General features: G+C 67.7%; 15 protein-coding genes. 7 read left to right on the plus strand and 8 right to left on the minus strand.

The genetic code is table 11. The annotated features are described in order from the left end of the window. Nucleotides 1–166: 166 nt before the first annotated feature. A complete protein-coding gene (locus tag AB8M46_RS20700) occupies nt 167–835 on the plus strand; it encodes a hypothetical protein (protein ID WP_394361228.1) in 669 nt (222 codons plus the stop codon). Here AB8M46_RS20700 and AB8M46_RS20705 read toward each other — a convergent pair whose 3' ends face one another. The 4 genes from AB8M46_RS20705 to AB8M46_RS20720 form a co-directional block, all read right to left on the minus strand. Further along, nucleotides 836–2,161 carry an aldehyde dehydrogenase family protein gene (locus tag AB8M46_RS20705; RefSeq protein WP_394361229.1) on the minus strand — a complete coding sequence of 442 codons (1,326 nt, stop codon included), beginning with the start codon at nt 2,159–2,161 and terminating at the stop codon, nt 836–838. 654 nt (nt 2,162–2,815) lie between these two features. Next, nucleotides 2,816–5,149: a chitobiase/beta-hexosaminidase C-terminal domain-containing protein gene (locus tag AB8M46_RS20710; protein ID WP_394361230.1), complete on the minus strand. Its 2,334-nt coding sequence runs from the start codon at nt 5,147–5,149 to the stop codon at nt 2,816–2,818. Nucleotides 5,150–5,273: 124 nt separating this feature from the next. Then, the gene (locus AB8M46_RS20715) at nt 5,274–7,637 is read right to left on the minus strand and encodes an ATP-binding protein (RefSeq protein ID WP_394361231.1); all 2,364 of its coding nucleotides are present in this window, start codon (nt 7,635–7,637) and stop codon (nt 5,274–5,276) included. A 77-nt stretch (nt 7,638–7,714) separates the two neighbouring features. After that, nucleotides 7,715–8,089, minus strand: coding sequence for a hypothetical protein (locus AB8M46_RS20720; protein WP_235213280.1), 375 nt, complete (start codon nt 8,087–8,089; stop codon nt 7,715–7,717). A gap of 288 nt (nt 8,090–8,377) precedes the next feature. On the opposite strand from AB8M46_RS20720, the gene AB8M46_RS20725 reads away from it, so the two are divergent. The 4 genes from AB8M46_RS20725 to AB8M46_RS20740 all read left to right on the plus strand — a co-directional run bounded on the left by AB8M46_RS20725 (nt 8,378) and on the right by AB8M46_RS20740 (nt 11,831). After that, nucleotides 8,378–9,352, plus strand: a complete 975-nt coding sequence (locus tag AB8M46_RS20725) for a tetratricopeptide repeat protein (protein WP_394361232.1) — start codon at nt 8,378–8,380, stop codon at nt 9,350–9,352. Nucleotides 9,353–9,431: 79 nt separating this feature from the next. Continuing rightward, nucleotides 9,432–10,256: a hypothetical protein gene (locus tag AB8M46_RS20730; RefSeq protein WP_037338331.1), complete on the plus strand. Its 825-nt coding sequence runs from the start codon at nt 9,432–9,434 to the stop codon at nt 10,254–10,256. Between the two features lie 121 nt (nt 10,257–10,377). After that, nucleotides 10,378–11,001 (plus strand): cyclodeaminase/cyclohydrolase family protein, encoded by a 624-nt coding sequence (locus tag AB8M46_RS20735; RefSeq protein WP_126735132.1) that lies wholly within the window; start codon nt 10,378–10,380, stop codon nt 10,999–11,001. After that, nucleotides 10,998–11,831: a bifunctional 5,10-methylenetetrahydrofolate dehydrogenase/5,10-methenyltetrahydrofolate cyclohydrolase gene (locus AB8M46_RS20740; RefSeq protein ID WP_016334478.1), complete on the plus strand. Its 834-nt coding sequence runs from the start codon at nt 10,998–11,000 to the stop codon at nt 11,829–11,831. The genes AB8M46_RS20735 and AB8M46_RS20740 overlap by 4 nt, the downstream gene beginning before the upstream one ends. A 45-nt stretch (nt 11,832–11,876) precedes the next feature. Here the strand turns inward: AB8M46_RS20740 and AB8M46_RS20745 are convergent, their stop codons facing one another. After that, nucleotides 11,877–12,449 carry a TetR/AcrR family transcriptional regulator gene (locus AB8M46_RS20745; protein ID WP_394361233.1) on the minus strand — a complete coding sequence of 191 codons (573 nt, stop codon included), beginning with the start codon at nt 12,447–12,449 and terminating at the stop codon, nt 11,877–11,879. 113 nt (nt 12,450–12,562) lie between these two features. Between AB8M46_RS20745 and AB8M46_RS20750 the strand changes: the two genes are divergently transcribed. After that, nucleotides 12,563–13,303: a class I SAM-dependent methyltransferase gene (locus tag AB8M46_RS20750; protein ID WP_394361735.1), complete on the plus strand. Its 741-nt coding sequence runs from the start codon at nt 12,563–12,565 to the stop codon at nt 13,301–13,303. 44 nt (nt 13,304–13,347) lie between these two features. On the opposite strand, the gene AB8M46_RS20755 is transcribed toward AB8M46_RS20750, so the two are convergent. From AB8M46_RS20755 to AB8M46_RS20765, 3 genes are all read right to left on the minus strand, one after another. Next, nucleotides 13,348–14,802: a cellulose binding domain-containing protein gene (locus AB8M46_RS20755; protein WP_394361234.1), complete on the minus strand. Its 1,455-nt coding sequence runs from the start codon at nt 14,800–14,802 to the stop codon at nt 13,348–13,350. Continuing rightward, nucleotides 14,799–17,069 carry a cellulose binding domain-containing protein gene (locus tag AB8M46_RS20760; protein WP_394361235.1) on the minus strand — a complete coding sequence of 757 codons (2,271 nt, stop codon included), beginning with the start codon at nt 17,067–17,069 and terminating at the stop codon, nt 14,799–14,801. Before AB8M46_RS20760 ends, AB8M46_RS20755 begins: the two co-directional genes overlap by 4 nt. A 172-nt stretch (nt 17,070–17,241) precedes the next feature. Next, nucleotides 17,242–17,607, minus strand: coding sequence for an RNA-binding S4 domain-containing protein (locus AB8M46_RS20765; protein WP_007029562.1), 366 nt, complete (start codon nt 17,605–17,607; stop codon nt 17,242–17,244). A 173-nt stretch (nt 17,608–17,780) separates the two neighbouring features. On the opposite strand from AB8M46_RS20765, the gene AB8M46_RS20770 reads away from it, so the two are divergent. After that, nucleotides 17,781–19,322 carry a GMC oxidoreductase gene (locus AB8M46_RS20770; protein ID WP_394361236.1) on the plus strand — a complete coding sequence of 514 codons (1,542 nt, stop codon included), beginning with the start codon at nt 17,781–17,783 and terminating at the stop codon, nt 19,320–19,322. The last annotated feature ends 31 nt before the right edge of the window (nt 19,323–19,353 follow it).

Consider the following 19,353-nt stretch of genomic DNA (forward strand, 5'->3'; position numbering starts at 1 on the left):
ATTTCCTCCGATCCAGGTGGAATGAGCTTCTGGAACGTCGAGTACCCGTGGCGGAGCCGGTCACACCGGGGAATCTGTGTTTTCGAATTCGTGGGAATTCCCGTGTAATCCGGGGCCGCCGGGGTAGCCACCGCCAGGTACTCATCTGGCAAGGAGGACGAAAATCGTGGCCGAGCACGACGCACCGCAGGCAGGGCCGGTCGGCAGGCTTTTCCGGGCCGGCTTCCACGCCCTCTCCGCACTGCGCGGAGCACGAGCGTTCCACCCGAACGGCCTACTGCTCAAAGGCGAGCTTCACGCTTTGAGCCGCGACGACCTCGCGCTGCCGCCGGAGCCGGTGACCGTCACCGTGCGAATGTCCAAAGGGGCCGGTCTCCCGGGTCGTGTACCCGACGCGCTGGGGCTGGCGGTCCGCGTTCCCGCCGCCGACGGCGATCCGTGGGACCTCACCTTGACCACTTCGGCTGTCCGGGTGGTGCCGCGGCCGGCGCGATCCTGGACCACCGGCCGCTTCAGCTCGTTGTTGCCCTATCGCGTGAACGGTGAGCAGGTCTGGCTGTCGGCACGCGCGGAAACGCCGCGGCGCGCCGAAGCCTCACTCGACGCCTTGAGTCGACTGGTGAAGGAAGGACCGGTGACCTACCTCGTCGAGACCGTCCGCGCGAACGGGCATCGGAAGCCCTGCGCGACGCTCACCCTCCATGAGGTGGACGAAGACGCCCCGCGCCCCGCCTTCGATCCGATGCTGAACGCTCCCCCCGGCTGGGAGCTGCGGCCCCGCTGGCTCACCGCGTTACGCGAGCGCGCCTACGAGGGCAGCCGCGAAGGACGCTGATCATCCCGCGAGCGGCTTGTCCAGCACCGCCTTCACGTGGCTGAAGTTCTCGATCGAATAGCGCCCGTGATAGCGGCCCATCCCGCTCTCCCCCACCCCACCGAACGGCAGTTCCGGCGCCGCGAGATGGATGATCGCCGCGCCGAACACCAGCCCGCCCGACGAGGTCTCCGTCTCGATCCTGCGCTTGGTTTCCTCCGATTCGGTGAAGGCGTAGAGCGCCAGCGGCTTGTCGCGTTCGTTGACGAACGCCAGCGCCGCGTCGATGTCGGGTACGTCGATGATCGGCAGGATCGGGCCGAAAATCTCGTCCCGCATCACCGGGGCGTCCGGTGGGACATCGGTGAGCACGGTCGGCGCGATGTACTTCTCGTCGCGATCGGCCTGACCACCGACGACCACGGTTCCGTTGTCGAGCAAGGCGGCGAGCCGGTCATGGTGCCGGGTCGAGATGATCCGGCCGTAGGCTTCGCTGGTGGCCGGGTCGTCGCCGAACATCGCTCGGACGGTCTCGGCCAGGTGTTCCGCCAGCTTCGGGCCGGTGTCGCCGATCGCGAGGACGTAGTCGGGCGCGACGCAGGTCTGGCCCGCGTTGGCGAACTTGCCGTAGGCCAGCCGCTGGGCGGTCACGGCGAGGTCCGCCCCCGGCTCGACGATCGCCGGGCTCTTCCCGCCCAGCTCCAGCGTGACCGGCGTGAGATGCTTCGCCGCCGCGGCCATGACGATCCGCCCGACCGTCCCGTTGCCGGTGTAGAAGATGGTGTCGAACTTCTGCTCCAGCAACGCCGTCGTCTCGGGGATCGCGCCTTCGACGACACGGACGCCCTCGACGTAGTTCGGCAGATGCTCCGCGATCGCGGCCGAGGTGTTCGGCGACAGCTCACTCGGCTTGACGACCGCGCAGTTGCCCGCCGCCAGCGCGCCGACCAGCGGCGCGAGTACCAGTTGCAGCGGATAGTTCCACGGCCCGATAATCAGCGCGACCCCGAGCGGCTCGCGAACGACGCGGCCGTCGGCCGGTCGCAGCGGATACGGCAGGCCGGCGGGCTCCGGGCTCAGCCAGGAGTCGAGATTCTCCAGCGTATGGTCGATCTCGTTCCGCACGAGCGCGATCTCCGCGCGCTTCGCCTCGGCGGCGTTCTTGCGCAGATCGGCGTAGAGCGCCTTGAGGAAGACGTCCGACTGCTCGGACAGGAGCTTCCGCAGGCCCGTGAGCTGCGTACGCCGCCACTCCACCGGTTTCGTGACACCGGAACGGAAGAGAGTGCGCAGTTCTTCGACGACGGCGGAGGCATCGCTGCTGGTCATGGCTTTGAGCCTAACCATGGATGCTGACGGATGCCCAGCGCTGGGCGGTATAGGGCGTTATACAAGAAGCCGAAAGCGTGACTCGCGTGATCAGGGACGTGACTCGCGTGATTGGAGGCCGCACTCGGATGTTCCGCCTGTGATCACGCGAGTTCCGCCCTCGATCACGTGAGTGCGGTGCCGCGACTCTGTTCCTGCTGGTCGAAAGTCCGTGAAGGCCCCCTTGCCTACCCTGAAGGTAGTGAAGGAGGCCTTCACTACCTTCAGAGACCGCCACCTGCAGCCCACCTGCACCAGCAACCACAACAACCACCACGGCGGCGCGTGAAGGCCTCCTTCCCTCGGCTCAGCCGAGGAAACTCGACCTTCACACCTTCCCAAGTACATGAAGGCCCCTTTCCTTGCGCTAGACGCAAGGAAGGGGGCCTTCATGTACTTCAGGTGCCCGCCCCGGTGGTCGTGACTGGCGTTTCGGGTTAGGGCCAACCGTGTCCTGTGTACCTACTGATCCGAATTCCGTGAAGGACTGGACACAGGCGCGGCGTGCGCGAAGGCGCGACTCGCGTGATCAGAGACGTGATTCGCATGATTGGAGGCCGCACTCGGGGTGTACCGCCGCTGATCACGCGAGTTCCGCCCTCGATCACGTGAGTGCGGTGCCGCGCCCGGGAGTTACGGGTAGCTCACCAGGTTGCTCGGCCGCGTGTCCGGCGGCGTCACCGCCCCGGCGTCGTTGATCACGTAAGTGATGGTCCCCTTGTAGTTCAACGAGACCGTCACCAGATTGTGGAACCGGACGCCGGAGCGGTTCGGCACCTCGAACGCGTGATACAGATTCACCGACGGGTTGTCGTTGAAGAAGCAGTAGCTGCCCAGCCCCCACGCCTCGTGCGTGGTCACGGTGTCCCCCACCTTGTAGGCGGCGTACCCGTTGAGCCCGTTGGGACTCTTCCAGCCCGCCTGGTCCGGGACGTCGTAGGGGATCTCGTTCTGGAAGAAGATCGTCCTGCCGTTCTGCCCGTTCCAGATCACCTGGTACTTCTGGTAATGCTCGACGAAGAGGCCGGTCGCCAGCACGTTGTCGCCGTTGACGACCACGCCGGTGTCGCCGGTGTTGATCGTCCAGCCGTAGGTGCCCGCGTTGCCGTGGTCGGCCCGCCAGGCCCAGATGTGGTCGATGATCGTGTCACGGCTGTTGACGATCAGGCTGTTCGTCGCCTTCCCTGCGATCTGACCGCCGATCCGGAAGAACACGTCCTGCAAGGTCGTCGGGTTCGCCGCGTGGTTCGCGGTCGAGCCCGCCTGTCCGACCGTGAGCAGCGACTGCGAGTTGGTCGTTCCCGCGTCGAACAGCAGCCCCTTGAGCCGGACGCCGTCCACGTCGGCGACCTTCATGGCGTCGACGCCGTTGTCCGGCACCAGCGTCGGGTAGCCGACACCGAGGACGACGGTGTTCGCCTTGGTCACGTTCAGCGTCTGGTTCAGGTGATAGACGCCGGGCGTGAAGAACAGGTTGCAGCCCTGGGAAAGCGCGGTGTTGATCGACGACGCCGTGTCCCCCGCCTTCACCACGTAGAACTGGCTCATCGGCAGCGAAGAACCCTGGGTACCGCCGTTGGCCCAGCTCGGTCCGGAAGCGTTGGTGCGCAAGGAGGGCAGGAACACGCGGTACTTGCCGGAGCCGTCGAGGTAGAGGTACGGGACGTCGCGGGACACCGGCGTGGTGCCAAGCGTCGTCTCCGGCGGGTTCGGGAAGGTGTTCGCGGGAGCGCCGCTCGTTCCGGAGAAGACCATGTTCCAGACACCGCCGTCCCAGCTGCCGTAACTGCTGTCCCGGGTGTACCACTGCTGCTGCGAGATCGACGCGGCCTGTCCGGAGACCTTGGTGTCGGCGGTGTAGCCGCCGCTCGCGAACCCGTAGCTGGCCGGGTAGAGCTGGAGTCCTCCTCGGATGTCCATCCGGCGGAACGGCGCGGCCTGCGCGACGGCCCAGCGGGTCGAGCCGCTGCTCGGGACGACGGCGAGGTTCTCCGCAGAGCGCCAGAAGTTCTGCAGCGCCACGCCCTTGTCCGACTCGTTGAACGCGTCGACGGTCACGTCACCGTTGATCACCACGTCGCCCGGGTTCTGCCCGAGGCCGGCGACCGAGGTGTAATAGCCGACGTTGTCGTGGATGCCGTTGTACACACCGGGCTTGAACAGGTGCGCGTACCGGCGCTCGGTGAACTGCGCGGTCAGGGTGTCCTTCTGCGCATTGAAGTCCGCGTCGAGCCGGGACTGGATCGACGCCGCGGACATCCCCGGGTCGAAGATCCGCACGTTCGGGCCGAAGTCCGGCACCTCGGCCTGAGCCGGGCAGGTCGCCTGTGTCGATCCGATCGTGTAGCTCGCCGACGCCACCGGGGAGTTCGCCGAGCCGGATTTGAGGGCGATCGCGGAGATCGTCGAGGACGCGGAGACCGTGATCGGCCCGGTGTACACAGTGGACGACGCCGTCGGCGTGGAACCGTCCACTGTGTACCGGATCGTCGCGCCGGAGGTCGCGCTCGACAGCGTCACCGAACGGGCGCTCGGGTAACTGCCGCCCGGCGGATCGAAGGTCGGTGACGCGACCGTCGTGCCGCTGCCGCCGTGGGTGTACGTGAAGTGCGGGGTGTCGTACTGCGGCCCGTTCTTCTCGTAGGTGAACCAGTAGTCGAGCACCGTGCCGGCCGACAGCGAGCCGACGGTGTGCCGCCACGTGCCCCCGTTGTCGGTCATGCGGACGTTCTGCTGCCCCACTCCCGGAACGCCGGTGTAGTGGATGTCGACGTAGCGCGCGGGGCTCGCCGGCGTGAAGGAGAACTGCGCCTGGGTCGCGTTCAACGACGCGGCGCTCTGGCTGTAGTCGGCGGCCGCGGCGGTGGCACCGCCGATTCCCGCCGCGATGAGGAGTGCGGAAAGGCCGAGGGCGAGCGCGCCCCGGAACCCTTTCCGCCGTTCGGGCTGCACAAAGATCCGGTTCACGTCGTGACACCTCCGGCGTTGGAAATCCACGGGCGAAGCAATTCGTTGCGCGCCACAACAAAGTAGCCGTCCGTGCGATATGTCCAGATCACGCTTCGGTAACACTGGTGGTCCAAACCACTGACTACTCCGGACGGCCCCTCGAAGTACCGCCGTTCCGATCGCCTCGCACCGCCGTTCGGGTCACCCAGGCCGCGATCTGCGCACGGGAATCGAAGTCCAGCTTCCGCAGGATGCGCTGGACGTGGCCCTCGGCGGTGCGGCGGGAGATCACCAGCCGATCGGCGATCTCCCGATTGGACAGGCCGTCGGTGATCAAGAGCGCGACCTCGTGCTCTCGGTCGGTGAGCACCGTCTCGACCTCGGCGGCGGGACCGCTCTCCGTGCCCTCGGCTTCGTCGAGCGCGAAGGCGACGGCCTCTTCCAACGTGAACTCGCTCCCGTGCCGCGACATGGCCGCGTACCGGCTGTCACCGAGCGCCTCGCGGGTCCGCGCCTCACAGTCACCGTGCGGGGCACCGAAATACTTCGAGCCGAACATCGGGTAGCCGACCGATTGCCAGATCCGCCCGGCGCAGCCGAGCAGGGTCGCCGCGCGCACCCAATGCCGCAGCGACGACTCGATCCACGCGAGCACCTCGATCGACAACACCATGCCGAGCAGATCGTTGAAGGTGCGCTTGATCCTCAGGCAGGTGCGCGCGTAACCGATCGCCGGCTCGAGCTCGCCCCGGTTCAGCGCCACGAGCGCCAGCACGTAGATCGCGTAGGCGTAGGCCCATTCCTCGCCATGCGCGGCGCCGATCGCGCGCGCCTCTTCACACAGCTCCGCGGCCTCCTCCAACTCGCCGAGGAATATCGACGCGATCGCCATCTCGATTCCGGCCAGCATCACGTTGCCGTTCATCTCGCCCAGCCGTCGATAGCGGATCCGGGCGTCCTGGAACAGGTCCTTCGCGTAGCCGACGTCGTCGCCGACCAGCGCGTTGCAACCCAGGCGGTGGATCGCGTAGGCGAGCGCCGCCTCGTCCCCGACCCTGCCCGCTTCGGTGCGGCACTCCCCCAACAGAGTCACCGCACGCGCGACGTCACCCTGCAGCGTTGACACGTATCCGTTGACCCACAAGGCTTTCAGGCGGTCTTTGCTGCCTTCTCGGACGGCTTCGAGCGCGTGGTCGAGCCAGTGCCTCCCCTCCCCCAGCACACCGCAGCCCGCCCAGTAGAACCACAACGTGCCCGCGAGCTTCAACCCGGTCCTGCCTTCGGACGGCGTGGCGAGGCAGTAGTCGAGCGCGGCACGCAGGTTCGCGTGCTCCAGTTTGGTCCGCGCGCAGATCTCCGCCTGCTTCGGCCCGAACCAGTCCCGCTCGCTCCGCTCGGCTTGCGCGAGGTAGTAGTCCCGATGGCGGCGCAGGACCGTGTCCTCGTCACCCATTCCGTGCAGCTTCGCCCTGCCGAACTGACGAAGCGGCTCCAGCAGCCGGTACTGCGTCCGGTCGCCGTCGCGTTCGACGAGCAGGACCGACTTGTCCACCAGCCCGGCCAGGTGCCCGAGCACCGACCGAGCGGACAGCCCCTCCCCGGCGCAGACGGATTCGGCCGCGGACAAGCTGAACCCGCCCCCGAAGACCGACGCCCGAGCCCAGAGGATCCGCTCGGCGGCTCCGCACAGGTCGTGGCTCCATTCCACCGCCGCCAGCAGCGTCTGGTGCCTGGGCAGTCCGCCGCGTTCCCCCTTGGCGAGCAGGTGGAAGTTGTCCGCCAGCCGGTTCGCCAGATCGTCGAGCGACAGCGCCCGTACCCGGACCGCGGCCAGTTCGATCGCCAGCGGTATGCCCGCGAGCATCCGGCACACGTTCGCGACCAAAGCCTGGTTTTCGTCGGTGACGACGAAGCCCGGCTCGACCGCGGCCGCCCGTTCGGCGAACAACGCCATCGCCGGATAGCCACGCCAGGCCCCCGATCGCAGCGGGATCCGGGGCTCGGGCAGCGACAACGGCGCGACCTGCCAGAGGTGCTCTCCCCGGATCCCGAGCCGTTCCCTGCTGGTGACGAGGAAACGAAGTCCCGGCGACACCCTCAGCAGCCGATCCGCCGACGCCGCACAGACCTCGATCAGGTGCTCGCAGTTGTCCAGGATCACCAGGATCCGGCGCTCCCGCAGGTGATCCGCGAGCACGTCCACCTGGTCACGGCCCGTGTCGTCGCGGACTCCCAGCGCCTCCAGCACCGTGTGAGCCAGCAAATCAGGGTCGGTCAGATCCGCGAGTTCGACGAACCAGACACCGTCGGGGAAGGCCCGGCGCAGTTCGGCGGCGGTGTGCAGGGCCAGCGTCGTCTTGCCGACGCCGCCGACCCCGGTCAGGGTCACGAGCCTCGCCTTGGACAGCAGTCTTTTGACCTCGGCGACGTCCCTTTTCCGACCTACGAAACTCGTGGTCCCGGCGGGGAGGCTGCCCGGCCGGCCTGCTGCGGCCGCGGTGCCCACCCCAAAACCCTACGGACGCCCGCGACCGGCGGTCAACGAGGCCGGTGGCCCGTTCGCTCGGTCAGCCCAGTCCGGATTCAGTGGTCCGGCACCACATAAAGCGTCGACACTTCGCCTCCGTGCATGGCCACGAGGCTGGTCCGGCAAGCGAAGAGCACCTCGCGGTTCGCGACCGTGTCCGGCGGGACACCACAGCCGTCGCAGGAGAGTTCGACCGATCCGGGAAAGGTCTCGTCGATCTCGACGTCGACCGTGCGGTCGCAGCGCCGGCACCAGCGATGGCCGGTGACGACCAGCACGTGCAACGGATCGGAGATGCACTGGTGTACCCAGCACCGGTGCACGTAGCAGGTCGTGCGCGCGTGTGCGCTCAACCCGTGTTCCTCCGCCACGTCTTCGGCGGCGAGGATCGCGGCCAGCCGGCGGTCGGCGAGCTCGCCGTACCGGTCCACCCGACCGCCCGTCCGGGGTGTCGTACGCGCGTCCTCCGAGGAGACCAACCGGAGACGGGCTCGCGAAGGCGGTGTAGCACTTAGCACCATGTGGGTCTCGACCTTTCGGCATCCACTGGAAGTCCTACCAGGTTGCTCTCGTTCCGCCTGGACGACACCCGTACAACTACCTGTCTTCTTACCTGAGCGCACTTTGAGTTTCGAGGTGAGACAGTCGCGGCGGCGCTTCGGCCGAGCTACGCTTTGAGCCACGAAATCGCGCTGGGGTTACGTCAGGGGTTAACGACCATGACAGATCCTGAAGCCGCCTCCCGCCGCCACCTCATTCCGGACCGGGTGCGGGACCATGATGTCGAGGCGCTGGAAAAACAGACGAAAGCGCTCCGCGCCGTCGACTACCAATGCGGGGGCGGAATGTGCCGCGACGCGGTCGTGGTCCGGATCCGGCGCGGTCATCGGATGCTCGCGATGCCGATCTCCGAACCGTTGCGGGCCAGGCTTTTCTCCGTGGTCGCGGATCTGCACAACCTCGCCGGATGGACGTGTTTCGACAGCGGTCACGTCGGCGCCGCGCACCATCATCTCGATGTCGCGCTGGAGCTCGCCGCCGACGGCGAAAACGCCGAATTGATCGCGAACATCCATTACCGGCGAGGCCGGATCGATCTGCATTACGGAGTGATGGACGAAGCCCTCGCGCAATTCGAGCTGGGCAGGCTCGCCGCGAAGCGAGCCGGTTCGAAGCTGGCCGCGAGCATCCTGAGCGCGAACCAGGGCTGGGCCTACGCCAAGAAGGGCGACGCGAACCTCGCCGTCGGGCTGATGGATCAAGCAGGCGAGGAATTCGCCGAGAAGGGTGACGTCGAGTCACCCGACTGGGCGAGGTTCTTCACCGAGGTCGACGTTTCCGCGATGGCGGGCTCGGTGCACACCGACCTGGCTTTGCGCCGGGGTGGCCGCCATGTCGGACAGGCGATCGCCGCGCTCACCGACGCCGTACGCGGATACGGTCCCGAAATGGCGCGCAGCCGTTCCCTGTGCCTGGCCATGCTGGCCACGGGACACGTTCTCGGCGGAGACGGCGACCAGGCGCTGTCCGTCGGCATCCAAGCGATCGAAAGCGCCGAAACGGTCAAATCGGTCCGCACGAAAGATCGGCTGCGCCCACTCGAGCGAGAAGCCGCCAAACACCCCGATGACCCGGCTTGCCGGACTTTGTCCGAGGCGGTGACCTTGTTCGTCACCGGCCGCGACCAAACCTGAAGAAGATCCGTTTGTACGGACCTTGTATTCCCGCTGCCCATGCTGCCCGGACCAACCGGATCCGTTCAGGAGGCAGGAATTGTTGACCAAGGTAGCCGTGCTCGCGACAGCGACCGCGCTCTCCTTCGGCGTGGCCGCACCGGCCGGCGCCGAAGTGACCGCGTTGCCGACGGCCAGCATGGAAGCGGTGCTCAAGGCCGCGCAGATCGACCCGCGCCGGGCGGACAGCGCGCTGACCCCCGGCGCCAAGGACAGTGTGCTGTTGGTGGAGCAGGCGCTGGCCGCCAAGGGGCTGCTCGACCAGCAATACGTCGACGGCCATTTCGGCACATCGACGATCACGGCGTACTCCAGCTACCAGAAGTCGCTGGGCTACACCGGGATCGACGCCTCCGGCCTGCCGGGAAAGACGTCGCTCGAGAAGCTGGGCGAGAACCGTTACACCGTCACCGCGGTGGTCTCGGCGGGCAGCCGCCTGACCTACCACGGCAAGACGATGAACACCCGGACCAAGGCGATGCTGGTGAAGGCCGAAGGTCTGCTCGGCAGGCAGCTCACCATCACGCAGGGCTCGTACAACCCCGGCGGCGTGGGTGCTTCGGCCGGGACGCACGACGGTGGCGGCGCGCTCGACATCGGCGTCGAGGGCATGTCCTCGACCACGCGGACCGACGTCGCGCGGAAGCTGCGCCAGGTCGGCTTCGCGGCTTGGGTCCGGACCCCGGACCAGGGTTTCGCCTACCACATCCACGCCATCGCACTGTCCGATCCGGACCTGTCGTCCGGCGCGCAGCACCAGGCGGGCGACTACTACCTCGGCTACAACGGCCTCGCCGGCCGCGGTGCCGACGACGGCCCCGCCGTATCGCCGAAGCTCACTTGGGAGGAGTACCTGCGTTCCTGAACACCTGCACCGAAGGCCACCTTCGCCGACATTGATCGTCGCGAAGGTGGCCTTCGGGCTGTCCGGGCACGCACGGGTAGGCTTCGGCGCGACGGCAAAACCAGCGGGAAGGGAACATCGCGTGGAGGCTCAACCGGTCGGTCAGTGGCTCGACGAGCTGGCATCGAAGGCCTCGACGCCCGGTGGTGGCGCGGGTGCCGCGATGAACGCCGCGGTCGGTGCCGCCCTGGTCTCCATGGTGTGCAACCTGACCATCGGCAAGCCGAAGTACGCCGAGCACGAGGCCACCATGACCGAGGCGCTCGCCAAGGCAGAAGACCTCCGCGCGCGCGCTCTCGGCCTCGCCGCCGACGACGCCGCCGCGTTCGACGCCGTGGTCGCCGCGTACAAGCTCCCCAAGGCCACCGACGAGGAGAAGCAGGCCCGCACGGCCGCGATCCAGGCCGCGCTGGTCGGCGCCGCCGAGGTGCCGCTGCGCACGGCCGCCCTCGCCGCCGAGGTCATCGACGTCGCCGCCTCGATCCTCGAAGGCGCCAACACCAACGTCATCTCCGACATCGCCGTCGCGGCCTCGTCCGCGAAGTCCGCGCTCGAATCGGGCGTGGTCAACGTCGAGGTCAACCTCGCGTCCATGGCGGACGAGCAGCTCCGCAAGGAGACCGAGGCCCGCCTCACCGAGTACACCCCCGCGGCCGGGCGCGCCGACGCCCTGATCGCCCAGGTTCGCGAAAGGCTCGCCCGATGACCCTGATCGACGGGCGCGCGATCGCCGCCGCCATCACCGCCGAGGTCACCGAGACCGCCGCCAAGCTCCGCGAATCGGGCACCGCCCCGACGCTGGCCGTACTCGTGCCGACCGACGACGACGCCACCGCCTGGTACGTGCGCTCGATCGAGCGTGCCGCGAAGAAGGTCGGCGTCGACTGCCGCGTGGTCCAGCTCGAGAAGCCGACCGGTGCGGACGTCACCCGCGAGCTCGACAAACTGTCCGCGGACCCGTCGGTCCACGGCATCATCTGCCAGACCCCGCTGCCCGAAGGCGTGACGCTCGACGACGTCGGCGCGCATATCGACCCGCGCAAGGACGTCGACGGCGCCAACCCGGTCAGCCTCGGCCGCCTCACCGCCGGCCTCCCGACCTACGCTCCCGCCACCGCCGCCGCAGTGCTGGAGATCCTGAAGCGCGAACAGGTCGCCCTGTCCGGCGCCCAGGTCGCCGTCGTGGGCCGTTCGACCATCGTCGGCAAGCCCGCCGCGCTGCTGCTGCTCGGCGAGCACGCGACGGTGACCGTCTGCCACTCCCGCACCAAGGACCTCGCGGCGGTCACCAAGGCCGCGGACGTCCTGGTCGTGGCCGTCGGCCGCGCGCACTTCATCGGCGCGGACCACGTCAAACCCGGTGCCGTGGTGATCGACGTCGGCACGAACCCGACTCCCGAAGGCGGCCTCGTCGGCGACGTCGACCAGGCCGCGGTCGAGGAGATCGCGGGTTCGATCACACCGGTCCCCGGCGGCGTCGGCCCCGTCACGACGTCGCTGCTGCTGCGGCACACCGTCACCGCCGCGCAGTCCTGATCCACCGAAGGAGGCGGCGAGTCCACTGAGGACTCGCCGCCTTTTTCACGTCCCGATCACCGTCTCCACCACCTTCCGCACCTGCGCGATCTCCGGTGCGGGCGCGGTGCGGTCCGCGTACAGCAGATGCGTGGCACCGATGAGCGTGGCGGCCAAAGTCTCGACGTCGGCATCCTCAGCGACCCGGCCCAGATCCCGCTCCACCTTGAGGTAGCCGCCGATCATGACGGCGGCCTGGGTCAGCACCGGAACCCCGGCGGGCCATTCGCGGCGTAACCGGGCGCGAAGTTCGTCACGGAAGATCACGAGCGGGACGATCGCGACCGCGACCGACTCGAACACCGCCGTGAGCGCCGCGGTGAGGTTGTCCACGACCGTCCCGGTGCCGACGGCCTCCCGCAGGCCCTTCTCGTCGAGCTTCTCGATCCGGTCCAGCACGAACTCGGCGAGAAAACCGTCGAAATCGTCGAAATGCCGGTGCAGTACGCCTTTCGCGCACTCCGCCTCCGTGGTCACCGCACGGCTGGTGAGCCCGCTCGGCCCGTCCCGCAGCAGGACGCGTTCGGCGGCGTCGAACAACTGCGCCCGGACGGCGCGCAAAGCCACTCCTGTCGGCATTCGGCTCCCTTGCGTTGACGAGTGGGCAAGTGCCCACTTAAGGTGGGCGCATGCCCACTCTACCTTCGGGGCAAGAGCCTCATCGCCATCGACAGGCCGCGGAATCCTTCGGCGTGGACGTCGAACGCTACGACCGGACCCGCCCCGCCTATCCCCCGGAACTCGTCGAACACCTCATCGCCGCCGCGCCCGGCCGCGAGACCCTCGACGTCGGTGTCGGCACCGGCATCGAAGCGCGACAGTTCCACGCCGCGGGCTGTCACGTGCTGGGCGTCGAGCCGGACGCGAGGATGGCCGACTTCGCCCGGCAGAGCGGAATCGACGTCGAAGTCTCGAAGTTCGAGGATTGGGAGCCCGCCGGACGCCGGTTCGATCTGCTCGTCTCCGGACAGGCCTGGCATTGGGTCGACCCCGTGACGGGTGCAGCCAAGGCCGCCGAAGTCCTAAGGCCCGGCGGACTCTTCGCCGCGTTCTGGCACGTACCCGAACCGCCGGAAGAGGTCGCGGACGCCTTGGCGGACGCTTACCGGCGGCTCGTGCCGGACGCCCCGATCGACCTCAAGAGCGTGCCGAAACAGCCCTCTGACCCGTACGGGCCACTCATCGTGAAGGTCGCCGACGGTCTGCGTGAAGCGGGCGGGTTCGGCGAGCCGGAACGACGCCGCTACGACTGGGACCGGGTCTACACCCGTGACGAATGGCTGGACCAGCTGCCGACGTTCGGCTCGCTGACCTGGGTCGAATCCACAGTGCGACAAGAGATCCTCGCTGAAGTCGGGGCGGCGGTCGACAGGATGGGCGGCCGGTTCACCGTGCGCTACGCCACCGTCGCGATCACCGCGGTCCGGGACTGACCCGCCGGTGACGGGAGCCGCGCCGCTCCCGTCACCAGCGTCCGTCAAGGCGTGACGGGGACGTTGGTCAGCCCGTTCACCGCCCTGGACACGGTGTTGGACGCGTAGACGACATTCGGCCGTTCCGAGCATTTCGACGTCGACGTGATCTTGATGGCGTACTGGCCGACGCCGCCGAGATCGGACTTGTTGTCCCGCCAGACGTTCCCGCAGCCGTTCGGGAACGACGGGGTGGTGGCGGGATTGTGCGTCTCGTAGCCGTTCGCGAAGGTGCCCGGCGAGGCGAAGGTGCCAGTGTTCCCCTCGATGACGTATCCGAATCCCTTGACGTCGATCCAGGAATCGGCCGAGTTCTGCCCGGAAATCCCTTGACCGTCGAAGGTGTTGCCGCGGATCACACCGCCTTCGGTGCCCTCCTTGACGTCGATGCCCTCCGCGGCCACGTACGGTCCGATGTGGTTGTTGAGCACCTGGATCCGGTCGCTCCGGTCGACCCCGCCGGAGTTCCCGTGGCAAGCCCAGTTCGAGTTCGCCGAGCCGAGGTAGACGCCCTCGCCGTAACCGGCCTGAACGAGCCCGGTGTGGCTGATCGTCGAATCACGGATGACGCTGTCGGCCGAGGAACGGCGGAAGTGCACGGCCTCCTCGTCGATCCGGTGCACCCGCACTCCTTCGATCACCGTGTGGTGCGAGTTGTCGGCCACGATCCCCTTCTTGGCTTCCTGCACGGTGAAGCCCTGGAGATGCCAATACGGCGCGCCGTACAGCCAGAACCCGTACCCGGAATCCCAGCCCGCCGTCGGGGCCGGGCAGGACGGTGCCTCACCGGACGGGCCGTCGTTGATCAGGACCGCCGTCGACGGTCCGGTCACCGTGATCGGTGCGTCCGCCGTGCCGGGTTTCGTCGCGACGAACGAACCCCGATACGTTCCCGGCGCCAGCCGGATGGTCCGGCCCGGGATCGCCGCGGCCAGCGCGGCTTGCAGTTCCGCGGCGGTGGCGACGTCGACGACGTCCCCGGACGGCACGCTGGTCGTGGTGGTCGTCGGTGAAGTGCTCGTGCTGGTCGGCGACGGCGGAGCGGTGGTCGTGGTCGGAACTCCTCCCCCGCACGGGCTGCCGTTCACCGTGCATCCGGTCGGCAGGCCCAGCCCCGTGGTGTTGAATCCGAAGGACGCCGTGCCGCCGGGTTTGATCGTGCCGTTGAAGGCGGCGTTGGTGACCTTGTAGTGCTGCCCGCTCCTGGTGAGCACCGAGCTCCACGACGTGGTGATCGCGGTGCCTTCCGGCAGATCGAACTCGATCGTCCACTGTGTACTGTTCGCGTCGCCGGCGTTGGTCAGCGTGTACTTCCCGCCGTATCCGCTGTCCCAGGCCGAGCTTTGGGCGAACGTCGCGGTCAGGCTCGGGGCGGCGGCTTCGGCCGTGACGACGGCGCCGAACAGTCCCGCCGCCGACGCCGTGGCCGCGATCGCGGCGAGCAGTCGTTTCCTCGTCATTCCGTGCCTCCGCATTTGGTTCCGGCGATCGAGCAGGCGAGTGGCAATCCCTGACCGGCGGTGTTGAAGCCGAATGTCGCCGTGCCGCCGGGTTGGACGCTCCCGTTGTACGTGGCGTTCCCGAATCGGTAGTGCTGCCCGCTCTTGGTCAGCACCGAACTCCAGGAACTCGTGATCGTCGTCCCGGCGGGCAGGTCGAACTCGACCGCCCACGAACCCACGGAGGCCGAGCACGTGTTGCTGATCGTGAAGCCGGCGCCGTAGCCGCTGTCCCACACCGATTTGCGGGTGAAGGTCGCGTTCAGGCAGGCAGCAGGGCTCTGTGTCGTCGTCGCGGACGTGGTCGTCGTGGTCGGGCTCTGGCTGGTCGGGGAAGACGGCGGCGTCCCGTCGACGGACTTCAGGAACAGCGACGACGCGGCATCCGTCTTGGACGCATCCACCCCGTGCCCACCGGTGTAGTCCCGCTGCTCGTTCTTCGCCCAGTCGGCGATCGGGGTCCCGCCGACGTCGAGGTGCTTGTAGGCCGTGCCGTCCCACCCGAAGGAGTAGACGCGGTGACGGTCGGCGTAGAAGTCGTTATACGGGCCGTTGTCCGCAAGCTGTTTGGTCATGGCGTTGTTGAAGAACACGTTGCGGTAGCCGGAGCCGCCCGACCACTTGACGGCCTTCTTGCCCGCGCCCCACCAGATCGGGAACCAGTTCGAGTCGTCGGGTCCGCCGCCGCCCTCCTCGCCGCAGTTGGCGCGGCAGTTCCCGGACCGGTGCGCGTACGGGACCTTGACCGTGTTGAGCTCGAAGAGGTTGTTGCGTTCCCAGCCGCCGTGGAGGTTCAGGTCGGAGTCGAACGAGTTGCCGATCACCACGTTGCCCGCCGCGGACCACTGGAAGGTGAAATGCCGCAGCAGGGTCGACGTGTTGCCTGCGTAGAGCGAATCCCAGACGCGGGAGCCGCGGAAGTAGCCGTTGCCGCCCTTGCCCTTGTTCCACGAACCGTTGAGCTCGTTGTCGACGATCTGGAGGTTCTTGGCCTCCTCGGTGACGATCGGGTGCGAACCGGTCATATCCGCGCGGATACCGCGGACCCAGGAGTTCGCCGCCCATTTGAACACGATCCCGTGCATCTCCGCGGCGGGTGCCATGTTGCCGTAGTTGTTGTTCGCGTCCGCGGGGTTCAGGCCCGGCATGTCTTGGGTGAACCCGAGATCCTCGAACCCGACGCCGAGCACCGGGTCGACCAGCGGCGCCGCCTTCGAGTCGTAGGTGGCGCCGTCGATCGGGGCCGAACCGTCCGAAGTGGAGTTCACCGGGACGTCGTACTCGAGCGGTTTGTCGAGGGTGATGGTGCGTGCCGTGGTGTCGAGCGCGGCGATCGTGAAGATCTGCTGGCGCATGTGCATGTTCAGCAAGGGGAACGTGGTCGGCGTCGCCTGCTGCTGCTCGTAGAACTTCTGCGAGTTGGCCGCCCGGATGTTGACCAGGTTCCCGGCGGCGAGCGAGGTCAAGGCGCCGCTGCTCGCCAGGTGGACGACCTTGTCCCCCGTCCGCGCGGCGAACGCGGTGTCACCCGGCTTGCCCCGCAGCTTCACCCCGGCCTTCCAGTGGACGTTGATCGTGCCCTCGAAGATGTCCTTGCGGTTCGCGGGCGCGGCGGCGTAGTCGCTCGCGTAGGACGTGTGCACTCCCCTGGACTGGACGCGGAACAGCCCGCGGCCGGGCCACAGCCAGCCGCCCTTGCCCGCGCCCGAGGTCATCCCGTCCTCGTCCCAGTCGGAACCGTCCGGGGTGAGGGCGTCGTACAGGGTGTTCGCGTCCGGCTTGTAGACGAACTTCGTGGCGTCCTTGCCCGCGCCGCGCAGGATCAGGTAGTCGGCGTCGACGTGGATCTCGTGCGTGACGTCGAACCGGCCGGCCGGGAAGGTGATCGTGCTCAGCTTCGTGTAGCTCCCGGACGGCGAGCACGCGCTCTTGATCCCGTCGATCGCCGCCTGGATCCCGTTCGTGTCGTCGGCGCCGTCGTCCGGTTTGACGTTGTATTGGCTCGCCAGCTCGGCCGCGGTGACCTGGCAGGCGGCGTTCGGATTCACTTCACCGGCGCCGGGTAGCGCGGCGCCACCGCGATATCCGGCTTTGGACCAGTCGTAGAGGCCGGCGACCGGCGCGCGGCGATTGGCCGCGCCGAGGTCGAGGCCGGTCAGCGCGCCTGGTCCCGGCGCCGCGTCCGCCGCCGGGGGCGGTACCTGCAGGAGCGCGACGGTGGCGACCACGGCGGCGACCGCCGGTAGGATGGCACGACGAAGAGGACTTTTTCGGGACACCCGAAACCTCCGTGACGGACTGACGGAAGGTGTTGCGGCGTGTACACCCGGACCCCGTCTTTATAGTTCACGTCCCTGGCGTCCGTCAACGGATGTGAATCACGTCCACGTATGTGAACGGTCAGCGCTCTCCCGAGCGGAAGCGATCGAGCACGCGACGTTCCCGTTTGGTCGGACGCCCCGCGCCGCGCTCCCGCCGTGCGACCGGCACGGCGGCCTCGGGCGGCGGGGCCGGAGTCCGGTCGATGAAACAGGTCGCCGCGTCGGCGGCACCGACCCGCTTCTGGATCACCCGCGTGACTTCCAAGATCCGCGTCGTGTCGTGAACCCGCGCACGGACCTCGTCGCCCGCCACGACGGTGGTCGCGGGTTTGGCGGGTTTGCCGTTCACGCGGACATGGCCGCCACGGCAGGCCGCTGCGGCGTCCGGACGCGTCTTGGTCAGCCGGACGGCCCACAGCCAACGATCAACTCGAGTGGACTCCACAGCAGTACATAGTGGCCTATCGGCCGACTTTATTGCCACTCGGTATAGACGCAGGTATAACTTGTTCTAAATCCCTCAACGGTGAGGAAGATCACGTGAGCGACGAAACCATGTGGAGAAGCGCTTCCGGACAGTTATCGCGTCGCCTCTTTATTGCTGGAACTGGTTCTATCTTGGGGGCCGCCGCCTTCGGCGGGACGGCTTCCGCGAAAAGTTCGATCGCCGACGCCGCCCGAATCCCGGCACTCGTCATCGGCTCCGGATACGGCGGCTGTGTCGCGGCGCTCCGGCTCGCCGAAGCCGGCGTCGACGTCCACCTCGTCGAACTCGGCATGGCCTGGGACACCCCGGGCACGGACGGCAAGATCTTCGCCAACACCACCAAGCCCGACTATCGCTCCTTCTGGCTGCGGACGAGGACCAAGCAGCCGTTGAGCAACTTCCTCGGCTTCCCGCTCGACAAGGACGTCCCACGGCACACCGGGATCCTCGACGCCGAAGAGTTCAGTGGCATCACCGTCTACCAGGGCCGAGGTGTCGGCGGCGGCTCACTGGTCAACGGCGGGATGGCCGTCACGCCGAAGCGCGAGAACTTCGGGTCGGTTCTACCGACGGTCGACGCGGACGAGATGTACGGCGTCTACTACCCGCGCGCCAACGCGGGTCTCGGCGTGGCCACCATCGACCCGGACTGGTTCGAGACCGCCGAGTGCTACCAGTACGCGCGGGTCGGCCGGAAACACGCGCAGCGGTCGGGTTTCCCGTTCCTGTTCGTCCCGGACGTGTACGACTGGGACTACATGAAGAAGGAACAGGCGGGCACGGTTCCGAGGTCCGCGCTGGCCGGGGAGATCCTCTACGGCAACAACGCGGGCAAGAAGTCGTTGCAGCAGACCTATCTCCCGCGGATCAAGGCGACCGGGCGGGTGACGATCTCGGCACTGCACCGCGTCACGTCGGTCACGCCCACGTCCGGCGGCGGATACACCGTGACGATGGAACAACTCGACACCGGAGGCACGGTGACGGCGACGAAGTCGGTCACCGCGGACAAGGTCTTCTTCGCCGCAGGCAGCGTCGGCACGAGCAAACTCCTGGTCAAGCTCAAAGCGACCGGCGCCCTGCCCAACCTCAACAACGAGGTCGGAAAAGGCTGGGGCGACAACGGAAACGTCATGTGCGGCCGGGCGAACCACATGTGGGACGCCACCGGGGCCCTGCAGTCGTCCATCCCCACCGCGGGGATCGACAACTGGGCGGCGGGCGGGGCGTTCGCCGAGGTCGCGCCGCTGCCGACCGGTATCGAGACCTACGCCTCGTTCTACCTGTCGATCACCAAGAACCTCAACCGCGCGACGTTCTCCTGGAACCCGAGCACGAACAAGGTCGACCTGAACTGGCAGACCGCCTGGAAACAGCCCTCGATCGAGATGGCGAAGACGATCTTCGACAAGATCAACGCGAAGGAAGGCACGATCTACCGGACCGACCTCTTCGGCACGTACAAGATCTGGGGCGACCACCTCACCTACCACCCGCTCGGCGGCGCGGTGCTCGGCAAGGCGACCGACAATTACGGCAGGCTCCACGGCCATCCGGGGCTTTACGTGATCGACGGCGCGTTGATTCCGGGCAATACGTCGGTGAACCCGTTCGTCACCATTACCGCATTGGCGGAAAGGAACATCGAAAAGATCGTCGCCACCGATCTGTGACGACGATCCACAATAGGCCGGGGCCGCCACC

Source organism: Amycolatopsis sp. SB7-3, assembly GCF_041021335.1.
Classification (GTDB): domain Bacteria; phylum Actinomycetota; class Actinomycetes; order Mycobacteriales; family Pseudonocardiaceae; genus Amycolatopsis; species Amycolatopsis japonica.

What these genes read in the sequence shown, in the direction of transcription:
- AB8M46_RS20705 (WP_394361229.1), bottom strand. Translation starts at nt 2,161, where the DNA reads ATGGTTAGGCTCAAAGCCATGACCAGCAGCGATGCCTCCGCCGTCGTC.
- AB8M46_RS20755 (WP_394361234.1), bottom strand. Translation starts at nt 14,802, where the DNA reads ATGACGAGGAAACGACTGCTCGCCGCGATCGCGGCCACGGCGTCGGCG.
- AB8M46_RS20725 (WP_394361232.1), top strand. Translation starts at nt 8,378, where the DNA reads ATGACAGATCCTGAAGCCGCCTCCCGCCGCCACCTCATTCCGGACCGG.
- AB8M46_RS20745 (WP_394361233.1), bottom strand. Translation starts at nt 12,449, where the DNA reads ATGCCGACAGGAGTGGCTTTGCGCGCCGTCCGGGCGCAGTTGTTCGAC.
- AB8M46_RS20740 (WP_016334478.1), top strand. Translation starts at nt 10,998, where the DNA reads ATGACCCTGATCGACGGGCGCGCGATCGCCGCCGCCATCACCGCCGAG.